This is a genomic window from Caballeronia arationis, assembly GCF_001544975.2.
GTDB lineage: Bacteria > Pseudomonadota > Gammaproteobacteria > Burkholderiales > Burkholderiaceae > Caballeronia > Caballeronia arationis.
In genome coordinates, this window is the sequence record NZ_FCOG02000029.1 from 1 (window position 1) to 14,998 (window position 14,998).

14 protein-coding genes are annotated in these 14,998 nt (G+C 65.0%); 2 read left to right on the forward strand and 12 right to left on the reverse strand.

Annotated elements, in window-relative coordinates:
- Nucleotides 1-74 precede the first annotated feature (74 nt).
- Together flhC and flhD are read right to left on the reverse strand one after the other, a co-directional pair.
- Nucleotides 75-728 (reverse strand): flagellar transcriptional regulator FlhC, encoded by a 654-nt coding sequence (flhC, locus tag AWB81_RS18800; RefSeq protein ID WP_062638076.1) that lies wholly within the window; start codon nucleotides 726-728, stop codon nucleotides 75-77.
- Nucleotides 729-750: 22 nt separating this feature from the next.
- Nucleotides 751-1,068, reverse strand: coding sequence for a flagellar transcriptional regulator FlhD (flhD, locus tag AWB81_RS18805; protein ID WP_062638077.1), 318 nt, complete (start codon nucleotides 1,066-1,068; stop codon nucleotides 751-753).
- A 788-nt stretch (nucleotides 1,069-1,856) separates the two neighbouring features.
- Between flhD and AWB81_RS18810 the strand changes: the two genes are divergently transcribed.
- Nucleotides 1,857-5,966 (forward strand): CheR family methyltransferase, encoded by a 4,110-nt coding sequence (locus AWB81_RS18810; protein ID WP_062638141.1) that lies wholly within the window; start codon nucleotides 1,857-1,859, stop codon nucleotides 5,964-5,966.
- A 21-nt stretch (nucleotides 5,967-5,987) separates the two neighbouring features.
- Here the strand turns inward: AWB81_RS18810 and AWB81_RS18815 are convergent, their stop codons facing one another.
- The 8 genes from AWB81_RS18815 to AWB81_RS18850 all read right to left on the reverse strand — a co-directional run bounded on the left by AWB81_RS18815 (nucleotide 5,988) and on the right by AWB81_RS18850 (nucleotide 13,534).
- Nucleotides 5,988-7,259 carry a cytochrome c gene (locus tag AWB81_RS18815; RefSeq protein ID WP_062638142.1) on the reverse strand — a complete coding sequence of 424 codons (1,272 nt, stop codon included), beginning with the start codon at nucleotides 7,257-7,259 and terminating at the stop codon, nucleotides 5,988-5,990.
- A gap of 5 nt (nucleotides 7,260-7,264) precedes the next feature.
- Complete coding sequence (locus tag AWB81_RS18820; protein WP_062638078.1) at nucleotides 7,265-7,735, reverse strand: hypothetical protein; 471 nt, start codon at nucleotides 7,733-7,735, stop codon at nucleotides 7,265-7,267.
- Nucleotides 7,736-7,746: 11 nt separating this feature from the next.
- Nucleotides 7,747-8,355, reverse strand: coding sequence for a cytochrome c oxidase subunit 3 (locus AWB81_RS18825; RefSeq protein ID WP_062638079.1), 609 nt, complete (start codon nucleotides 8,353-8,355; stop codon nucleotides 7,747-7,749).
- Entirely contained in the window at nucleotides 8,348-10,309 is a 1,962-nt protein-coding gene (gene ctaD / locus AWB81_RS18830; protein ID WP_235025840.1) for a cytochrome c oxidase subunit I, read from the reverse strand. Before ctaD ends, AWB81_RS18825 begins: the two co-directional genes overlap by 8 nt.
- Nucleotides 10,310-10,352: 43 nt before the next feature.
- Nucleotides 10,353-11,321, reverse strand: coding sequence for a cytochrome c oxidase subunit II (gene coxB / locus AWB81_RS18835; protein WP_062638081.1), 969 nt, complete (start codon nucleotides 11,319-11,321; stop codon nucleotides 10,353-10,355).
- Nucleotides 11,322-11,526: 205 nt separating this feature from the next.
- Complete coding sequence (locus AWB81_RS18840; protein ID WP_062638082.1) at nucleotides 11,527-12,015, reverse strand: hypothetical protein; 489 nt, start codon at nucleotides 12,013-12,015, stop codon at nucleotides 11,527-11,529.
- On the reverse strand, nucleotides 12,016-13,365 hold the full coding sequence (locus AWB81_RS18845) for a PQQ-dependent sugar dehydrogenase (protein ID WP_087135061.1): 1,350 nt from the start codon (nucleotides 13,363-13,365) through the stop codon (nucleotides 12,016-12,018).
- Nucleotides 13,366-13,369: 4 nt separating this feature from the next.
- Nucleotides 13,370-13,534 (reverse strand): hypothetical protein, encoded by a 165-nt coding sequence (locus AWB81_RS18850; RefSeq protein ID WP_327372376.1) that lies wholly within the window; start codon nucleotides 13,532-13,534, stop codon nucleotides 13,370-13,372.
- 206 nt (nucleotides 13,535-13,740) lie between these two features.
- On the opposite strand from AWB81_RS18850, the gene AWB81_RS46440 reads away from it, so the two are divergent.
- Nucleotides 13,741-13,899, forward strand: coding sequence for a hypothetical protein (locus AWB81_RS46440; RefSeq protein ID WP_167306280.1), 159 nt, complete (start codon nucleotides 13,741-13,743; stop codon nucleotides 13,897-13,899).
- A 78-nt stretch (nucleotides 13,900-13,977) separates the two neighbouring features.
- On the opposite strand, the gene AWB81_RS18855 is transcribed toward AWB81_RS46440, so the two are convergent.
- Nucleotides 13,978-14,358 (reverse strand): DUF3175 domain-containing protein, encoded by a 381-nt coding sequence (locus AWB81_RS18855; RefSeq protein ID WP_062638084.1) that lies wholly within the window; start codon nucleotides 14,356-14,358, stop codon nucleotides 13,978-13,980.
- A 30-nt stretch (nucleotides 14,359-14,388) separates the two neighbouring features.
- A complete protein-coding gene (locus tag AWB81_RS18860) occupies nucleotides 14,389-14,997 on the reverse strand; it encodes a UdgX family uracil-DNA binding protein (protein WP_062638085.1) in 609 nt (202 codons plus the stop codon).
- Nucleotide 14,998 lies beyond the last annotated feature (1 nt).

Here is a 14,998-nt window from a genome sequence, read left to right on the forward strand (position 1 = left end):
GGAAAACGGTAGCGGCATTGCCGGCTGTCCACCGCCCGAGGGCGGTCCTCGAGGACGGCTGGCGCCGCTACCGTTCAAGCAGCCTGTGCGACCAGGCCTTGTGTGCGCGGCGCAAAGAGCGCCGCATTGTCGAGCACCGATGATTCGCCCGGCACTTCATTCTGGCTCACCACCTCCAGAGCGGCTTCTTCGGTCGCCTGACGGGCGGCCGCCGCTTTCTTGGTCTTCCCCGCGCGTGACGGCGGCTGGCAGGCCCCGCACACCACGTTGTTCTGCAAATCATGTTTGTGCGCAACGAACTTGCCGGTGCAGCGGCAGCAGCGCGTGAGCTGCAGCATGTCGGCGTCGAAGAAGCGCACGAGAGTCCAGGCCCGCGTCAAATCCAGTACAGCCTCGGCGCCGCTATGGTTGCAGTGCTCGAGATACAGCCGATAACCCTTGGTCAATGCGTCCAGGTGCGAGCAGCCCGCTTCGTTCTTCAGAAACACGTAGGTGTTGTAGAACAGCGATGCGTGGATGTTCGCGAGCCACGTCATGTACCAGTCTGCCGAGAAGGGCAGCATCCCCTTCGGCGGCGATACGCCCTTCACTTCGCGATAAAGACGGATCATGCGGTCGCGCGAAAGCGTCAGTTCGCTTTCCAGGACCTGCATCCGCGCGCCGAGTTCGATCAGTGCGATTGCGCGGAATACTTCCTGTGCGTCTTCGGTCAGGCTTTTTTTCAGCATTGTGGTCATGGCTGGCCCCGTCTCAAGCGAACTGTTCGGCCGGCTGGCCGGCGAGCAGGATGGCTGCGTGCGTCGGCGCAATGTCCGCGTTCTTCGCGGGTTGCGTCAGTGCCGACAGCATCGTGTGATCGTTGAAGCGGAAAAAGCACAGCAGCTGATCCGATCCCGCAAGCTTCACGACCTGCGGCAGCGTGAGACCGGCCAGCAGGTCAGCGAGTTCGGCCGACAGGCCAAGCCGGAACATGCCGATGGCACGATCCTCGCGCAACATCCGCTGTGCGAGCATGATGTACGACAGGTTGATTTCGCGAATCGATTCCAGCGTTTCACGACCGTTCATGATTTTGCTGCTTCCAGTAATTCCCCGAACCTGGCCGGCATTTTTTGCCGATATCTTTTTTTGTGCCTCACCGGACTTAGATCCGCCCGGCTACATAATCTTTGATACAGCGTGTTACAACTTGTAACAACACTGTGAAACGGATTGTAAGTACCGTCCGGTGGGAAATCAAGAACATCTCAATAATAATTTTCAGGAAAACAACACGTTGATTCGGTAAGTTTTTCAGTCTTTTTCCGGGAGTTTGTAACAGGAAAAAGTAACCGATCCCTTTTATCTTTTTGGGCATTCCGACACGTGATTACCGAGTATCTGTAACAAGGTGCAAACCGGTAATTTCAAGACAGAAACGAAGGAATTGGCCCACTCGTTGACAGTGCGCAAAACAGAATAAGCGGGGCCGGAGTAAGCGAGGTACGACGACTCGCCGCGGCGCCTTCTAACGACCGATTAAGCGTGTAAATCGCAGGCGGGAAGGGAAAGGCGCATGAATTAAACGCGGGCTGCAATAAGGATGTTTCGCCGGAAGGCGAGAATCCGGGCGCGCATGTTCAGAAATACGGTCGCGAATCGCCGCCTGACGCTCCGCAATATGGGCCTTGGCCGGGCGAACGTTCGATAGGCCCGAAATATGCGCGCAAATGGTATCTTCGGCAGCGGCCAGGGTAATTCCCGCTGCTTCATTCCAAATACTCACGAGCAAAACAGGATTCGTAGTGACCGATAGCACTACAACGCCGGAGCCATCGCTCGACCCATCCGAAACCGCCGCCGCCGATGCCGGCACCATGTTCGCCAAAAGCGCGCTCAATTTCCCCGTTGTGGGGCTGGGCGGCTCGGCGGGCGGTCTGCAAGCCCTGATTCGCTTCTTCGAAAACGCGCCCACCGACATGGGAATGGCGTTCGTCGCGGTACTGCATCTGTCGCCGAATCACGTCAGCACAGCCCACGAAGTGCTGCGCCGCGCGACGCGCATGCGCGTCGTCCAGGTGAGCGAGCCGGTTCCGATCGAGCGCAATCACGTCTATGTCATCGCGCCGGCCAAGAGCCTGACGATGATCGACGGCCATCTGCGCGTGCGCGACGCGGCGCCGTCGGGCGGGCGTCCGGTCACCATCGACACGTTTTTCCGCAGTCTCGCCGAAGCACACGGCCAGCACGCGATGAGCATCGTCCTTTCGGGCACCGGCAGCGACGGCGCCGTAGGCCTCGCGCGGGTGAAGGAAGTGGGCGGCGTCACGTTTGCGCAGGAGCCCAACGACGCCGAATACGGCGAGATGCCGCAGAGCGCCATCGCGACGGGCCAGGTCGACCTCGTGCTGCCGGTCGTCGAGATGCCGCAGAAGCTGCTCGAACTCTGGGCCAACGCGAAGCGCATCAGCCTGCCCGCGCTCGCACCGCGCACGAGCAAGGTGGCACCCGGCCCGGACGCCGGCTCGCGTGCCGAGGAAGCGCTGCAGGACATTCTCACGAGCCTGCGCGCGCGTACCGGCCACGACTTTCGCCACTACAAGCGCGCCACGATGCTGCGCCGGATCGAACGGCGGCTGCAGGTGAACGCGCTGCCCGATCTCGTCACGTATCGCGATTTCCTGCAAGGCAATCCGCGCGAAACGGGCGCGCTCCTCGCCGACATGCTGATCGGCGTGACCAATTTCTTCCGTGACCGCGAAGCGTTCGAGGCGTTCGCGCGCGACGTGCTGCCCGAAATCTACGAGCGCAAGCGTGATCACGACCAGGTGCGGGTCTGGGTGGCGGGGTGTTCGTCGGGCGAAGAGGCGTACACGCTCGCGATGCTCTTCACCGAGCACCAGAACGCGGCGCGCTCGCCGGCCGCGCTGCAGCTTTTCGCCACCGACATCGACGAGAGCGCGGTCGCGAGGGCGCGTACCGGCGTCTACCCGGATTCGATCGTCACCGACGTCCCGCCGGACATCCTGCGGCAGTTCTTCGCGAAGAGCGCGAGCCGCTACGAGGTGCTGAAGCCGGTGCGCGAGAAAATCCTGTTCGCGCTCCACAACGTGCTGCGCGATCCGCCGTTTTCGCGGCTCGACGTCGTGTCGTGCCGCAATCTGCTGATCTATCTCGACCGCACGGTGCAGCGCCAGGTGCTGGAGATGTTCCACTTCGCGCTCTATCCGAACGGGTATCTGTTCCTCGGCAGCTCGGAATCGGCGGATTCGGTGGAGGACCTCTTCAGCGTCGTCGACAAGAAACACCGCATCTATCGCGCGAAGGCGATCGCGCAGCCGCGCCGGCCGTCGATGATGACGCCCGCCGTGACCGGCCAGACGCCCGGGCCCGCCGTCGCCGATCCCGCGTCCGCGCTGATTCCGGCGCGCCGCAACTTCTCGTTCAGCGCGCTGCACCAGCGCGTGCTGGAGCAGTACGCGCCGCCCAGCATCATCGTGAACCGCGATTCGAAGATCGTGCACATGTCCGAGAACGTCGGACGCTTTTTGCGCTACGTGGGCGGCGAGCCGTCGAGCAACGTGATTGCGCTGGTGCTGCCGGAATTGCGGCTCGACCTGCGTACGGCGCTCTTCCAGGCGCTGCAGACGGGCAACAGCGTCGAGGCGCGGCGCGTGCGCCTCGTGCGGGACGCGCGCCCGTGCTATGTGACGATGACGGTGCGCCCCTTCCACGACGCCGACGCCGACGCCGATTTCGTGCTCGTGCTGTTCGACGAAGTGCAGGAGGCCATGACCGACGGGCTCCCGGCCACTGCCGAGGCCAGTACCGATTCCGTGCTGATGCAGCTCGAACGCGAGGTCCAGCGCAGCAAGGAGCAGTTGCAGCGCACGATCGAACAGTACGAGACGTCGACCGAAGAACTGAAGGCGTCGAACGAGGAATTGCAGGCGATCAACGAGGAACTGCGTTCGGCCACCGAAGAACTCGAAACCAGCAAGGAAGAACTGCAGTCGGTCAACGAGGAGCTCATCACCGTCAATAGCGAGCTGCAGTCGAAGATCGAGGAAACCGGCAAGGCCAACGACGATCTCCAGAACCTGATTGCGTCGAGCGACATCGCGACCATCTTCGTCGACCGCGCGATGCGCGTGAAACGCTATACGCCGAGCGCGACGGGCGTCTTCAACCTGATCGGCGCGGACGTGGGCCGCTCGCTCTTCGACATCACGCACCGGCTGCATTACCCCGAACTCGCGGACGATGTCGCCGCGACCTTCCAGTCGCTGCGCTTGATCGAACGCCAGGTCTCGAGCAGCGACGAGCGCTGGTTCCTCGCGCGGCTCCTGCCGTACCGCACGGGCGACGATCGCATCGACGGCGCAGTGCTGACGCTGATCGACATCACCGCGCGCCGGCGCGCCGAGGAAGAAGCGCGAGAAGGCGCGGAGCGGCTGCGGCTCGCGGCGCAGACCACCAACGACTACGCGATCATCGTGCAGGACCCGGAGGGCGTGATCCGGAGCTGGAACGCGGGCGCCGTGCGCGTGTTCGGCTATTTGGAGAGCGAGGCGCTCGGCAGGAACATCGAGATGATCTTCACGCCCGAGGACCGCGCGGAGGGCGTGCCCGCGCGCGAGCGCGAGACGGCCGCCGCCGACGGCCGCGCCGACGACGAACGCTGGCACGTCGCGAAAAGCGGGCGCCGGGTGTTCTGCAGCGGCGTGGTGACGCCGTTGTCGGACCCGGAATTCGCCGGCTACGCGAAGATCGCGCGCGATCTCACGGACCGCAAGTCGGTCGAGGACATGCGCCAGGTGCAGCTTTCTCAGGAGCGCCTCGTGCGCGAGCGCGCCGAGGCCGCGAACCGCCTGAAGGACGATTTCCTCGCCGTGCTCTCGCACGAACTGAAACATCCGCTCAATCTCATCAACGTGAAGGCGGAATTGCTGCCGCGCCTGCCCGAGTCGCGCGGGGTGCCGGCGATCGTCGAGGCCGCCGACGCGATCCAGCGCGCGGTGCTGAGCCAGGCGCAGATCATCGACGACCTGCTCGACCTGTCGCGCGTGCGCACCGGCAAGCTCGCACTGAAGCTCGCACTGACCGATCTGGCGCCGACCATGGCGTCGATCTGCGATGCGATGGAGGGCGACGCCGCCGCGCGCGGCGTCACGCTTTCGCTTACGACGGCAGCCAAACCGGCGCTCGCGAAAGTCGATCCGGTGCGCTTCGAACAGATCGTGTGGAACCTGGTCAGCAATGCGCTGAAGTTCACGCCGGCGGGCGGCAAGGTGAACATCGGCCTGACGCGCGACGGCGCGAACCTGTGCATCGAAGTGGCGGACACGGGCGAGGGCATCGAGCCGCAATTCCTGCCGCACATCTTCGACATGTTTTCGCAGGCGAACGAGGCGCGCCGCAAGTCGGGCGTCGGGCTAGGCATCGGGCTCGCGCTCGTGAAGCAGCTGGTCGAGATGCATGCGGGGCGCGTCGCGGTGCGCTCGGACGGGCACGGCAAGGGCACGTGCATCACGGTGTGGCTGCCGCCCGCGGGCGACGACGCCGCGCTGCCCGGCGCGCTGCCGGGCGAATCGAGCGTGCTCGCGGGATTGTCGCTTCTCGTCGTCGACGACGATGTCGAAACCGGCCACGCGCTCGGCTCGCTGCTGACGCTGGAAGGCGCGCGGGTTGCGACGGCCACGAACGGCGCCGAAGCGCTGGCGGAGCTCGAGCGCGAGCGCTACGACCTGCTAGTCTGCGACGTCGGAATGCCGGTGATGGACGGCTATCAGCTGATGCGCGAAGTCCGCTCGATCTCCGTGCTCGCGGCACTTCCGGCAGTCGCCCTGACCGGATACAGCGGCGCGGCGCAGGAGCAGAAGACCTTGCAGGCGGGCTTCGATGCGCATCTGACCAAGCCGGTTTCGCTCGCAGCGCTGATCGGAGCCGTGGAGCAGGTGATGCTGAAGAGGCCGGCGGCCGGCTGACGCCAGCGCGGCTGTCGGCGGTCACTTGTGCAGCGCGTGGCGGAGTGTCGTCACGTCGCGTGCGGTGACGGGGCGCGCGTCGTTTCCCCACGACGTGCGCACGAACGTGACGACCTGCGCGATCTGCAAGTCGGTCAACTGGCCGGCGAACGACGGCATTTTTTCGCGCTTCGGCCCGCTTCGGGTGTCCGCGCTGTTCCCGCCTTCGACGACGAGGCGCAAGAGCGATGCCGTATCGGGGGAAAGCACGGCCGGATTGCCCGCGAGACGCGGATACTTGCGCGGCTCGCCGCCGCCGTCCGCCTGGTGGCATTTCGCGCAATAGGCGAGATAGATGCCCGCGCCGGGACGCGCCGGCTCGCCGGTGCGGATCGACTCCGCGCTGACTTTCGCCGCGAGCGAACGCGACGCATACGCTCCGGAGCTTTCGCGCGCGGGCAGGCTCTTCAGATAGACGGCGATCGCGTTGAGGTCGTCGTCGTCGAGGTACTGCGTGCTGTCCTCTACCACCTGCACCATGCTGCCGAATGCGACCTGTCCGCCGCCGTGGCCGCTCTTCAGGAACGACGCGATATCGGCCGCGCCTAGCCTTCCCAGGCCCGCGCCGGGGTCGCCCGTGAGATTGGGCGCGAACCAGTGATCGTTCGTTCCGCCCGTGAGATATTTCGGCGACGACTCCGTGTAGCCGCGCTCCTCGTACGCGGGGCCGCGCGGCGTGTGGCACGCGCCGCAATGCCCGAGCGATTGCACGAGATACGCGCCGCGGTTCCATTGCGCGTCGCGGTCGGTGCGCGGCGCGTAGTGGCCGGCCGGCGCGAACGCCAGGTTCCAAAAAGCGAGCGCCCAGCGCTGATCGAACGGAAAAGGCAGGCGTGTCGGCGGCGCGGCGACCGGAACGGGCGTCACGCCGTGCATGAAATACGCGTAGAGCGCGCGCATGTCGTCGTCATCGATCCTGGAAAACGACGGGTAGGGCATCGCGGGATAGAGATGCTTGCCGCCGGGTGCCACGCCCTCACGCAACGCCCGCGCGAAATCCTCGTAGCGATACTTGCCGATGCCCGCGACCGGGTCCGGCGTGATGTTGCTCGTCATGATCGTGCCGAACGGCGAGCCCATGCCGAGTCCGCCCGCGAACGGCGCGCCGCCTTTGGGCGCCGTGTGGCAGCCGGCGCAGTCGGCGGCTTTCGCGAGATAGGCGCCGCGCGCGACGAGCGCCGCGTCTTCGGCACGAGCAACGAGCGGCATGACGAGGGCGATCAAGCACAGAATGGGGAGCACGGCGCGCTTCATCGCGATCACCACGGCTTGCACGGCGAGACGATTAGCGCCGCGGTCGCCGTGGCGAGCACGCCGAGCACGAAAATCGAACTCGCGATCACGCCGACGAGCGACAGAAAGCGCACCGGTCCCTGGATCGGGTGCGCGATCCGTGCGCCCGCGAGCCTCGCTGCCCCGAGCGCGTCCTCGCGGCGGACGTCGCGCAGGCTGCGCCACGCGGCCGCGAATCCACCGAACGCGACGGCGAGGCACACCGCGCTGACGCCGCCGATCAGCGGAGCGAGCGACGGAACGACAGGCCGCGCGAGCGGTGTCTGCAGCGGGTAGCACGTCTGTGCGGCGAGCGCCTCGCACACGCAGATCTGCACGATCCACGCGAGCGGCGCACCGAGCAGACCGTACAGCAGGCTCAGCCAGTGCGAGGACGCGCGCCGGTTCGCGGATCGGGAGCCCGGCGCGCGCGGCGGCCGGGCGGATGGCGGATTCACGGGCGGTTTCCTCAAAGAACGAACGGGCTCAGATACAGCGTCGAGAAAATGAACAACCAGACGATGTCGACGAAATGCCAGTACATGCCGCCTATCGTGAGCGGCGCGTGGCGCGCTTTGTCGAAGTAGGCGAGCGCGGTCCAGACGAGGAGCAGCATCAGCACCACGAGCCCGACGATAACGTGCGCCATGTGGAAGCCGGTGATCGTGAAGTAAAGCGAACCGTAGAGGTGCGTAGACGGACCGTACGGATGGTCACGCCACTCCTTCAGTTGCACGCCGACGAACACGATGCCGAGCACGATCGCAACTAGCATCGCGCAGGCGGCGCGCTTCGGTCTGCCGCGCACGACGAGGCGCTCGCACAGCCAGACGAAGCCGCTGCTCGACAGCAGAACGACCGTATTCCACGCGGCAGGCGCGATCTTCGGCAGGCCTTCGGGCGGCCAGTGAGTGCCGCTTTGTGAATAGAGATACAGGTACGAGAAGATCAGATAGCCGAACAGCGCGGCTTCGGTGCCGATCAGCGTCCACATGCCCCAGTAGCCGCCCGGGCGTCGGCCCACGCTTCCGACGGGCAGCGCGCGCGAAGTATCGAATGCGCCGAGCGGTTCAGCCATGGGCGCCTCCGTGCACTTGCGCGCCGTCCGGTTCGCGTTGATGCAGCGCGCGTTCGGGCCACAGCCAGGCGATCAGCGACGCCGCGCAGCCGACGACCGACAGCGCACACCACGTCCACGCATGCAAGGCCATGCCGCCGAACAGGCTCGCAGCGAAGAGCCCGAGCAGGAACGGCGCAAAGGAGTCAGAAGGCATGCGCAGGATCGCGTCGGGCAGGGCTTCGAGCGGCGTGGTCGCGAGCGCTTCCCGGCCGTGGTCGAGGATATAGCCTTCGTCGAGTTGCGAGCGCTCTGCGCCGGACGGCGTGTCGAGCCGGTCTTCCCACAGCGGATGACGGCTCGCGACGAAAGGCAGCGTCGCGAAGTTGTACGGCGGCGGAGGCGAGGCGACGGACCATTCGAGCGTCGGTGCGTCCCACGGATTCGCCCCGGCTACCGGTCCGCGCCGATAGCTCCAGACGACATCGACGATGAAGACGAGCACGCCCAGCGCAAAGACGAACGAGCCGATCGAGGTCAGCAGGTTGACCGTGTTCCAGCCCATGTCCGGCGCATAGGTATAGACGCGGCGCGGCATGCCGAGCAGCCCCGCGATGTGCATCGGGAAGAAGCCGAGATTGAAGCCGACGAACATCGTCCAGAAGCCGAGCTTGCCGAGCCGCTCGCTCATCATGCGGCCGGTGAACTTCGGAAACCAGTAGTAGACCCCGCCGATCACCGGAAACACGTTGATGCCGAGCAGCACGTAATGCAGGTGCGCGACGACGAAGTATGTTTCGTTCAGTTGCCAGTCGAGCGGCACGGCTGCCGTCATCACGCCCGATACGCCGCCGATCACGAACAGCAGGATGAAGCCCGCGAAGAAATAGAACGGCGTCTTGAAGACCGGGCGTCCAGTCCAGATGGTCGCGAGCCAGGCGAAGGTCGCGACCGCGCTCGGGATCGCGATCACCATGCTCGCCGAACCGAAGAACGCGAGCGCGAGCGCGGGAATGCCCGTCGCGAACATGTGATGGATCCACACGATGAAGCCGATCACCATCGTCGCGACCGTCGAGAGCGCGACCGGCGTGTAGCCCACGAGCGGCCGCCGGCAAAAGACCGGCAGCGCATCGGAGACGATGCCCATCGCGGGCAGCACGATCGCGTAGACCCAGGGATGCGCGAACATCCAGAAGAGATGCTGCCAGAGGAGCGGCCGGCCGCCGTTCAACACATCGAAGAAATGCGTGCCGAACTGGCGGTCGAACCACAGCAACATGAACGCGAGACTCACAGCGGGCACGGCGAGCAGGTTGCCGCCCGATGCAGTGAGCGTGCCCCAGACGAGCACCGGCACGCGATCGATCGACATGCCGGGCGCGCGCATGCGCAACAGCGTGACGACGAAGTTCGCGGAACCGACCGTCGTAGAAATGCCGAGCAGGACCATGCCGAGCGCGTAGATGTCGACGTTGGGGCCGGCGTTGTATTCGAGGCCCGCGAGCGGCACATAGTTGAACCAGCCCGCGTTGGGCGCCTGACCGAACGGAAAGCTCGAATAGAGGAACACGCCCGCGAACAGAAAGAGCCAGTACGACAGCGCGTTCAGGCGCGGGAACGCCATGTCGCGAGCGCCGAGGACGAGCGGCCAGACATAGTTCGAGAAACCCGAGAGCACCGGCAGAGCGTAGAGGAAGATCATCGTGACGCCGTGCATCGTGAAGAGCTGGCTGTACTGCGCGGGGGTGAGCACGGTCGCTTCCGGTCGTGCGAGCTGCACGCGCATGATGAGCGCCTCGACGCCGCCCATCAGCAGGAACACGAACGCGGTCACCAGATAGCGCAGGCCGATCGCCTTGTGATCGACTGTCGAGAGCCAGCCGCGCCAACCGGGCTCGGTTTCCCAGAGCCGCTGAAGGCGCTTTTGCGTCTCGCTTGCGAATGGCGCGCGGCCGTGCTCCGGCACGCGCATGTTCGGGTTGCTGCGGCTCATGACGGGCAACGGCTCCTCATCGTCAGTTCAGTGTCGCGAGATACGCCGACAGCTTCGCGGCTTCGTCGCTCGTAAGCGCGATGGACGGCATCAGCGATTCGGGTTTGATCGACTGCGCATGTGCGATCCAGTCGAGCTGGTTCTGCGCGGTGTTCTTCAACGCGCCCGCCGCGATGAGGCGGCGCGAGTTCAGATGCGTCAGGTCGGGCGCCTGCATGCCGGTCGCATCCGAACCGCGTATCGCGTGACAGCCCGCGCATTTGTCGAGGAATAGCTTGTGCCCGCTGAGCGAAGACGTGTCGAGTGCGGCGGGCCGTGCCTGCCGGTCGCGCCATGCGGCGAACGCCGCGCGGTCTTGCGCGACGACTTCGAATGCCATGTGCGCGTGCTGGGCGCCGCAGAACTGCGTGCACTGTCCGCGATAGACGCCCGGTGCGTCGGCCTGGATCCACTGCTCGTTGGTCTGGCCGGGAATCGTCTGGGTCTTGCCCGCGAGCCTTGGGACCCAGAACGCATGAATGACGTCCGCGCTACGCAGCACGATGCGCACAGGCTCGCCCGTCGGGATATGGATCTCGTTGGCGGTAACGAAGCGGCGCGTGGGATCGGGCGAATCGTCGTAGGCGACTTTCCACCACCAGTCGTAGGCCGTCACCGTGATGGTCAATGCGGGCGTGGCGGGCGGCGTCGCGACGCGCTCGAGCGTCACGAGCGCATGCGCGAGCATCGCGGTGAGCACGAGCGTCGAGACGCCGGTGCCGATCACGATCCATCGCATGCCGCTCGTATGGATCAGTCCGCGCGCCGGCAATTCGGGCCGCCTGCGCACGATGCCCGCGACCAGCAGCACCGCGACGATCATGCAGACGGCCGTGCAGATCGCCGTGAAAATCCAGTCGAGCGCAAGCGTGGGAGCGGCGGCCGGTCCTGCCGCGTGCAGGAAATAGTTGAGCGGGGCGGTATCGTCGGCGCGCGCTGCGAGGGGTGCCATCGATGCGATGACACTGACGAGTTTCCTGGTCCGCGCGAGTTCAGGGCGTTGCATCGCCGGGGCGAAAAATAACTGCGACGAGCACGTCCGCGTTGCGATGGCTGGGCGATGGCATGAACCGGCTCCGATGACAGACGCAGACTCGATGTCTGTCGCAGGAGCAATGGGTATGCCCGTCGGGGTGGCGTAAGGTCTTGCTTCGCCTTCAGCCCTTCGAGTCCTGGCGAAACGCACGCGCCTTGACGAGCGGATTGAAACCCGTGCTCTTGCGCGTGGATTGCTTCGGTTCTTCTGGGCGCGTCTTGACGCGTCGAGTCGCGGCACCGGAGAGCTGGTTCAGCAACTCGTCGTCGTTTTCCTGCGTGGGCTCGCTCTCACTGACGCCAGGCGGCTGCGCGCCCGCGAGATGCCCGATCACGGTCACAAAGTCCTTGCGGGCATTGCGAAGCGCGCGACCCGGCATCATCGTGAGCACGACGACTTCATGCAGCGAATGATCGTCGACGCTGCGAGCCTGCGGCTCTTCGTGCCAGTCGATATCGCGATCGCTGTAAGCGGCGATCACATGATGCAGCACCGCGGGCGACAGCACGCCAGCATCGTATAGACCGAGCACCTGCCGCTCGACGAGCGCAAAGAGCCCGGCGCTGCGCGCGGCGGCGTTCGTCGCCTTCTTTGCGGCGCGCGCGGCCATCTATTTGCTGGCGGGCACCACCCGCCAGACCGCGTTGCCGACATCGTCCGCGACGAGCAGCGCGCCGCCATGATCGACTGCGACGCCCACCGGCCTGCCATGCGCGTGACCGTCGGGCGAGAGGAAACCCGTCAGGATGTCTTCGGGCGGCCCCGATGGCTTGCCGTCCCGAAACGGCACGAAGACCACCTTGTAGCCGCTACGAGGCTTGCGATTCCACGATCCGTGCTGGCCGATGAACGCGCCGTTCCAGTAGTGCTCCGGGAAGGCCTGGGCATCGTAGAACGCGAGGCCGAGCGACGCGGTGTGCGAGCCGAGCGCGTAGTCCGGCGGTATCGCGGACTGCACGAGATCGGCGCGCTGCGGCTTCACGCGATCGTCGACATGCTGGCCGTAGTAGCTGTACGGCCATCCATAGAATGCACCGTCTTTCACGGAAGTCATGTAGTCGGGTACGAGATCGTTGCCGAGTTCGTCGCGTTCGTTGACCACCGTCCACAGCGCGCCGCTTTGTGGCTGCCACGACATGCCGTTGGGATTGCGAAGCCCTGTCGCGAAGAGCCGCGACTGGCCACTTGCGATATCGACTTCCATGATCGCGGCACGTCCGCGCTCCGCATCGATGCCGTTTTCCGCAGCGTTGCTGTTCGAGCCGACCGTCACGTAGAGATGCTTGCCGTCGCGGCTCGCGATCAGGTTCTTGGTCCAGTGATGATTGATCGGACCGGCCGGCAGATCGATGAACTTCTCGCCGGGCGCCGCGATGCGCGTATCGCCGGCGTGGTACCTGAAACGCAGGATGGCGTCGGTGTCGGCCACATAAAGGTCGTCGCCGACGAGCGCCATACCGAAGGGCGAATGCAGCTTGTCGATGAAGACGGTCTTGGTTTCGGCGATACCGTCGCCATTCGAATCGCGCAGGAGCACGATGCGGTCGGGACTCGGCACGCCCGCGCCTGCACGCTTCATCACCTTCTTCATCACCCAGCCCTTGATGCCGGCGTTCGAGTCGTGCTGGGCGGGTGCGTTGCTTTCGGCGACGAGCACATCGCCGTTCGGCAGCGTCGCGAGCCAGCGCGGATGATCGAGGCCGGTCGCGTATGCAGTCACATTGAAGCCGGCGGATGCGGTCGGCTTTTCGCCTTCCGTCCACGGCGACGCAGGCGCGATGTTGACGGTCGGCATCAGCGACTTCTTTTGGGGCGCCGGCAACTCGGGATCGGGGCCGAAGCCGAAGCCGATCGTGTCCTGATCTGCCGCCGAGTGGCCGCTCGTGGCGAGCGTCAGGGTGATCAACGACGCAGCAACTACGGCGCACGGGCGCCGCGCCAACGAAGTGGGTGGACGCATCTGCTCAGCCTCCGCCGACGCCCTGAACCACCTTGCCGGTGCCGCCGCACGCTTCGCACTTCGCGCCGTCCTTGTTACCGGAGCCGTTGCAGACGGAACACAGGTCCTCGCCGCTGCCGGGTGTGCCGGGCTCGGCTTCGTCGCCGGGATTGAGGGGAGTTTGTGTCATGGTTCGCTCCTTGCGCATTGGCTCGTCTTGTCAGGGCAAGACAGCAAAACGCATTCCACATCCGCTGGACGCGCATCTGCAACCCGAGCGGTGGCCGGGAACGTCTGATGCTTCTGAGAAGGTGCGGTGAAAGCCGCGATAACGCTCCATCCATTGCCGGTATCGCACGGTTCGTTTGTGAGGCACTGGCTGACACAGGAGGCACTATGGGCGACAACAAGCAACAGCAGCAGTCGGGCAACCAGCCATCGAATCCGAATCAATCGGACAGGCAACCGGGGCAACAGCAACAAGGGCAGCAATCCGGCCAGAAGCAGCAGAACCAGGCGCAGCCGCAGCATAAGGGCGGTCAACGTCAGCCGTGATTCCGCTTTCGGTATGAGTAGCTGACAGCGCGCGGTTTCGCCGCATGGCGAGGCCGCGCGCGTAATGCATGGGTCGCGTCAGGGCTTGCGTCCGAACGCTTCCCTTAATCGCTTCTTTGCCTGATCGAGCGTGTTGCGGCGCGTCTTAGGCAGGTTGCGTCCTGCGCGATTGATATAGAAATTAAGCATCGACATCGCGGATTGAAACGGCGTGCCCTTGCGCCGCTTGCTTCGTTCCGACGATCGCTTGAGCGAGTCCGCGATTTCCTGCGCATTGCCTTTCTTGAAGATATCGCCTTCGATGTCCATCGCGTCGCTTGTCTCCATCACGTGATGCGACCATCGGCTCGTGCTCTTGCCGTTCTTCTTTGCAGTCGATGTCTTCTTTTTCGCGCTGACTAACGCATGACGCTGGCGAGTGCCGCGCGTCGTCCTGGATGCTTTACGGCTTGCTGGCATGTGCGGACCTCCTGGTGTTATCGAATGGCATTACGCGATCAGCTTGTGCGCCTCACGCAACGCCTCGACAATCGCGCGATAGGCCTTCTCGCGCGACTCGGGATCGGGCGCTCGCAACACGAACGAAGGATGATAGGTCGCGACGACCAGGCGTCCGTCATGCTCGATTGCATGTCCAATCGACGCCTGCAGTTTGGCGCCAGAGCTTTGCAGCACGGACTTCAGCGCCGTAGCTCCCAGCGCTACGATCACCTTCGGACCGACCTTGCCTGTCTCCATATCGATCCAGTAGTGGCAGGCGTCGATTTCGCGCTGTGCGGGCGTCTTGTGCATGCGCCGCTTGCCGCGCGGCTCCCATTTGAAATGCTTGACCGCATTGGTCACATAGACCTTCTTGCGGTCGACGCCCGCTTCTTCGAGCGCGCGATCCAGCATCGCACCCGCCGGTCCGACAAAGGGCTTGCCCTGCAGGTCTTCCTGATCGCCGGGCTGCTCGCCGACGATCATCAGCGGCGCCTGTCGCGGCCCCGCACCGGGCACCGCCTGCGTCGCGTCCTTCCATAGCTGGCAACGGCGGCATGCATCGAGCGATGCCGGTTCCTGATCCGGTTCGAAGCCGGGAAGCGTCCTGGTTGCCATG

Coding starts and splice junctions, on each gene's coding strand:
- AWB81_RS18855 (WP_062638084.1), bottom strand. CDS start 14,358: ATGCCAGCAAGCCGTAAAGCATCCAGGACGACGCGCGGCACTCGCCAG.
- AWB81_RS18850 (WP_327372376.1), bottom strand. CDS start 13,534: ATGACACAAACTCCCCTCAATCCCGGCGACGAAGCCGAGCCCGGCACA.
- flhD (WP_062638077.1), bottom strand. CDS start 1,068: ATGAACGGTCGTGAAACGCTGGAATCGATTCGCGAAATCAACCTGTCG.
- ctaD (WP_235025840.1), bottom strand. CDS start 10,309: ATGCGCGTGCCGGAGCACGGCCGCGCGCCATTCGCAAGCGAGACGCAA.
- coxB (WP_062638081.1), bottom strand. CDS start 11,321: ATGGCACCCCTCGCAGCGCGCGCCGACGATACCGCCCCGCTCAACTAT.
- AWB81_RS18825 (WP_062638079.1), bottom strand. CDS start 8,355: ATGGCTGAACCGCTCGGCGCATTCGATACTTCGCGCGCGCTGCCCGTC.
- AWB81_RS18810 (WP_062638141.1), top strand. CDS start 1,857: ATGTTCGCCAAAAGCGCGCTCAATTTCCCCGTTGTGGGGCTGGGCGGC.
- AWB81_RS46440 (WP_167306280.1), top strand. CDS start 13,741: ATGGGCGACAACAAGCAACAGCAGCAGTCGGGCAACCAGCCATCGAAT.
- AWB81_RS18860 (WP_062638085.1), bottom strand. CDS start 14,997: ATGGCAACCAGGACGCTTCCCGGCTTCGAACCGGATCAGGAACCGGCA.
- AWB81_RS18840 (WP_062638082.1), bottom strand. CDS start 12,015: ATGGCCGCGCGCGCCGCAAAGAAGGCGACGAACGCCGCCGCGCGCAGC.
- AWB81_RS18815 (WP_062638142.1), bottom strand. CDS start 7,259: ATGAAGCGCGCCGTGCTCCCCATTCTGTGCTTGATCGCCCTCGTCATG.
- AWB81_RS18845 (WP_087135061.1), bottom strand. CDS start 13,365: ATGCGTCCACCCACTTCGTTGGCGCGGCGCCCGTGCGCCGTAGTTGCT.
- flhC (WP_062638076.1), bottom strand. CDS start 728: ATGCTGAAAAAAAGCCTGACCGAAGACGCACAGGAAGTATTCCGCGCA.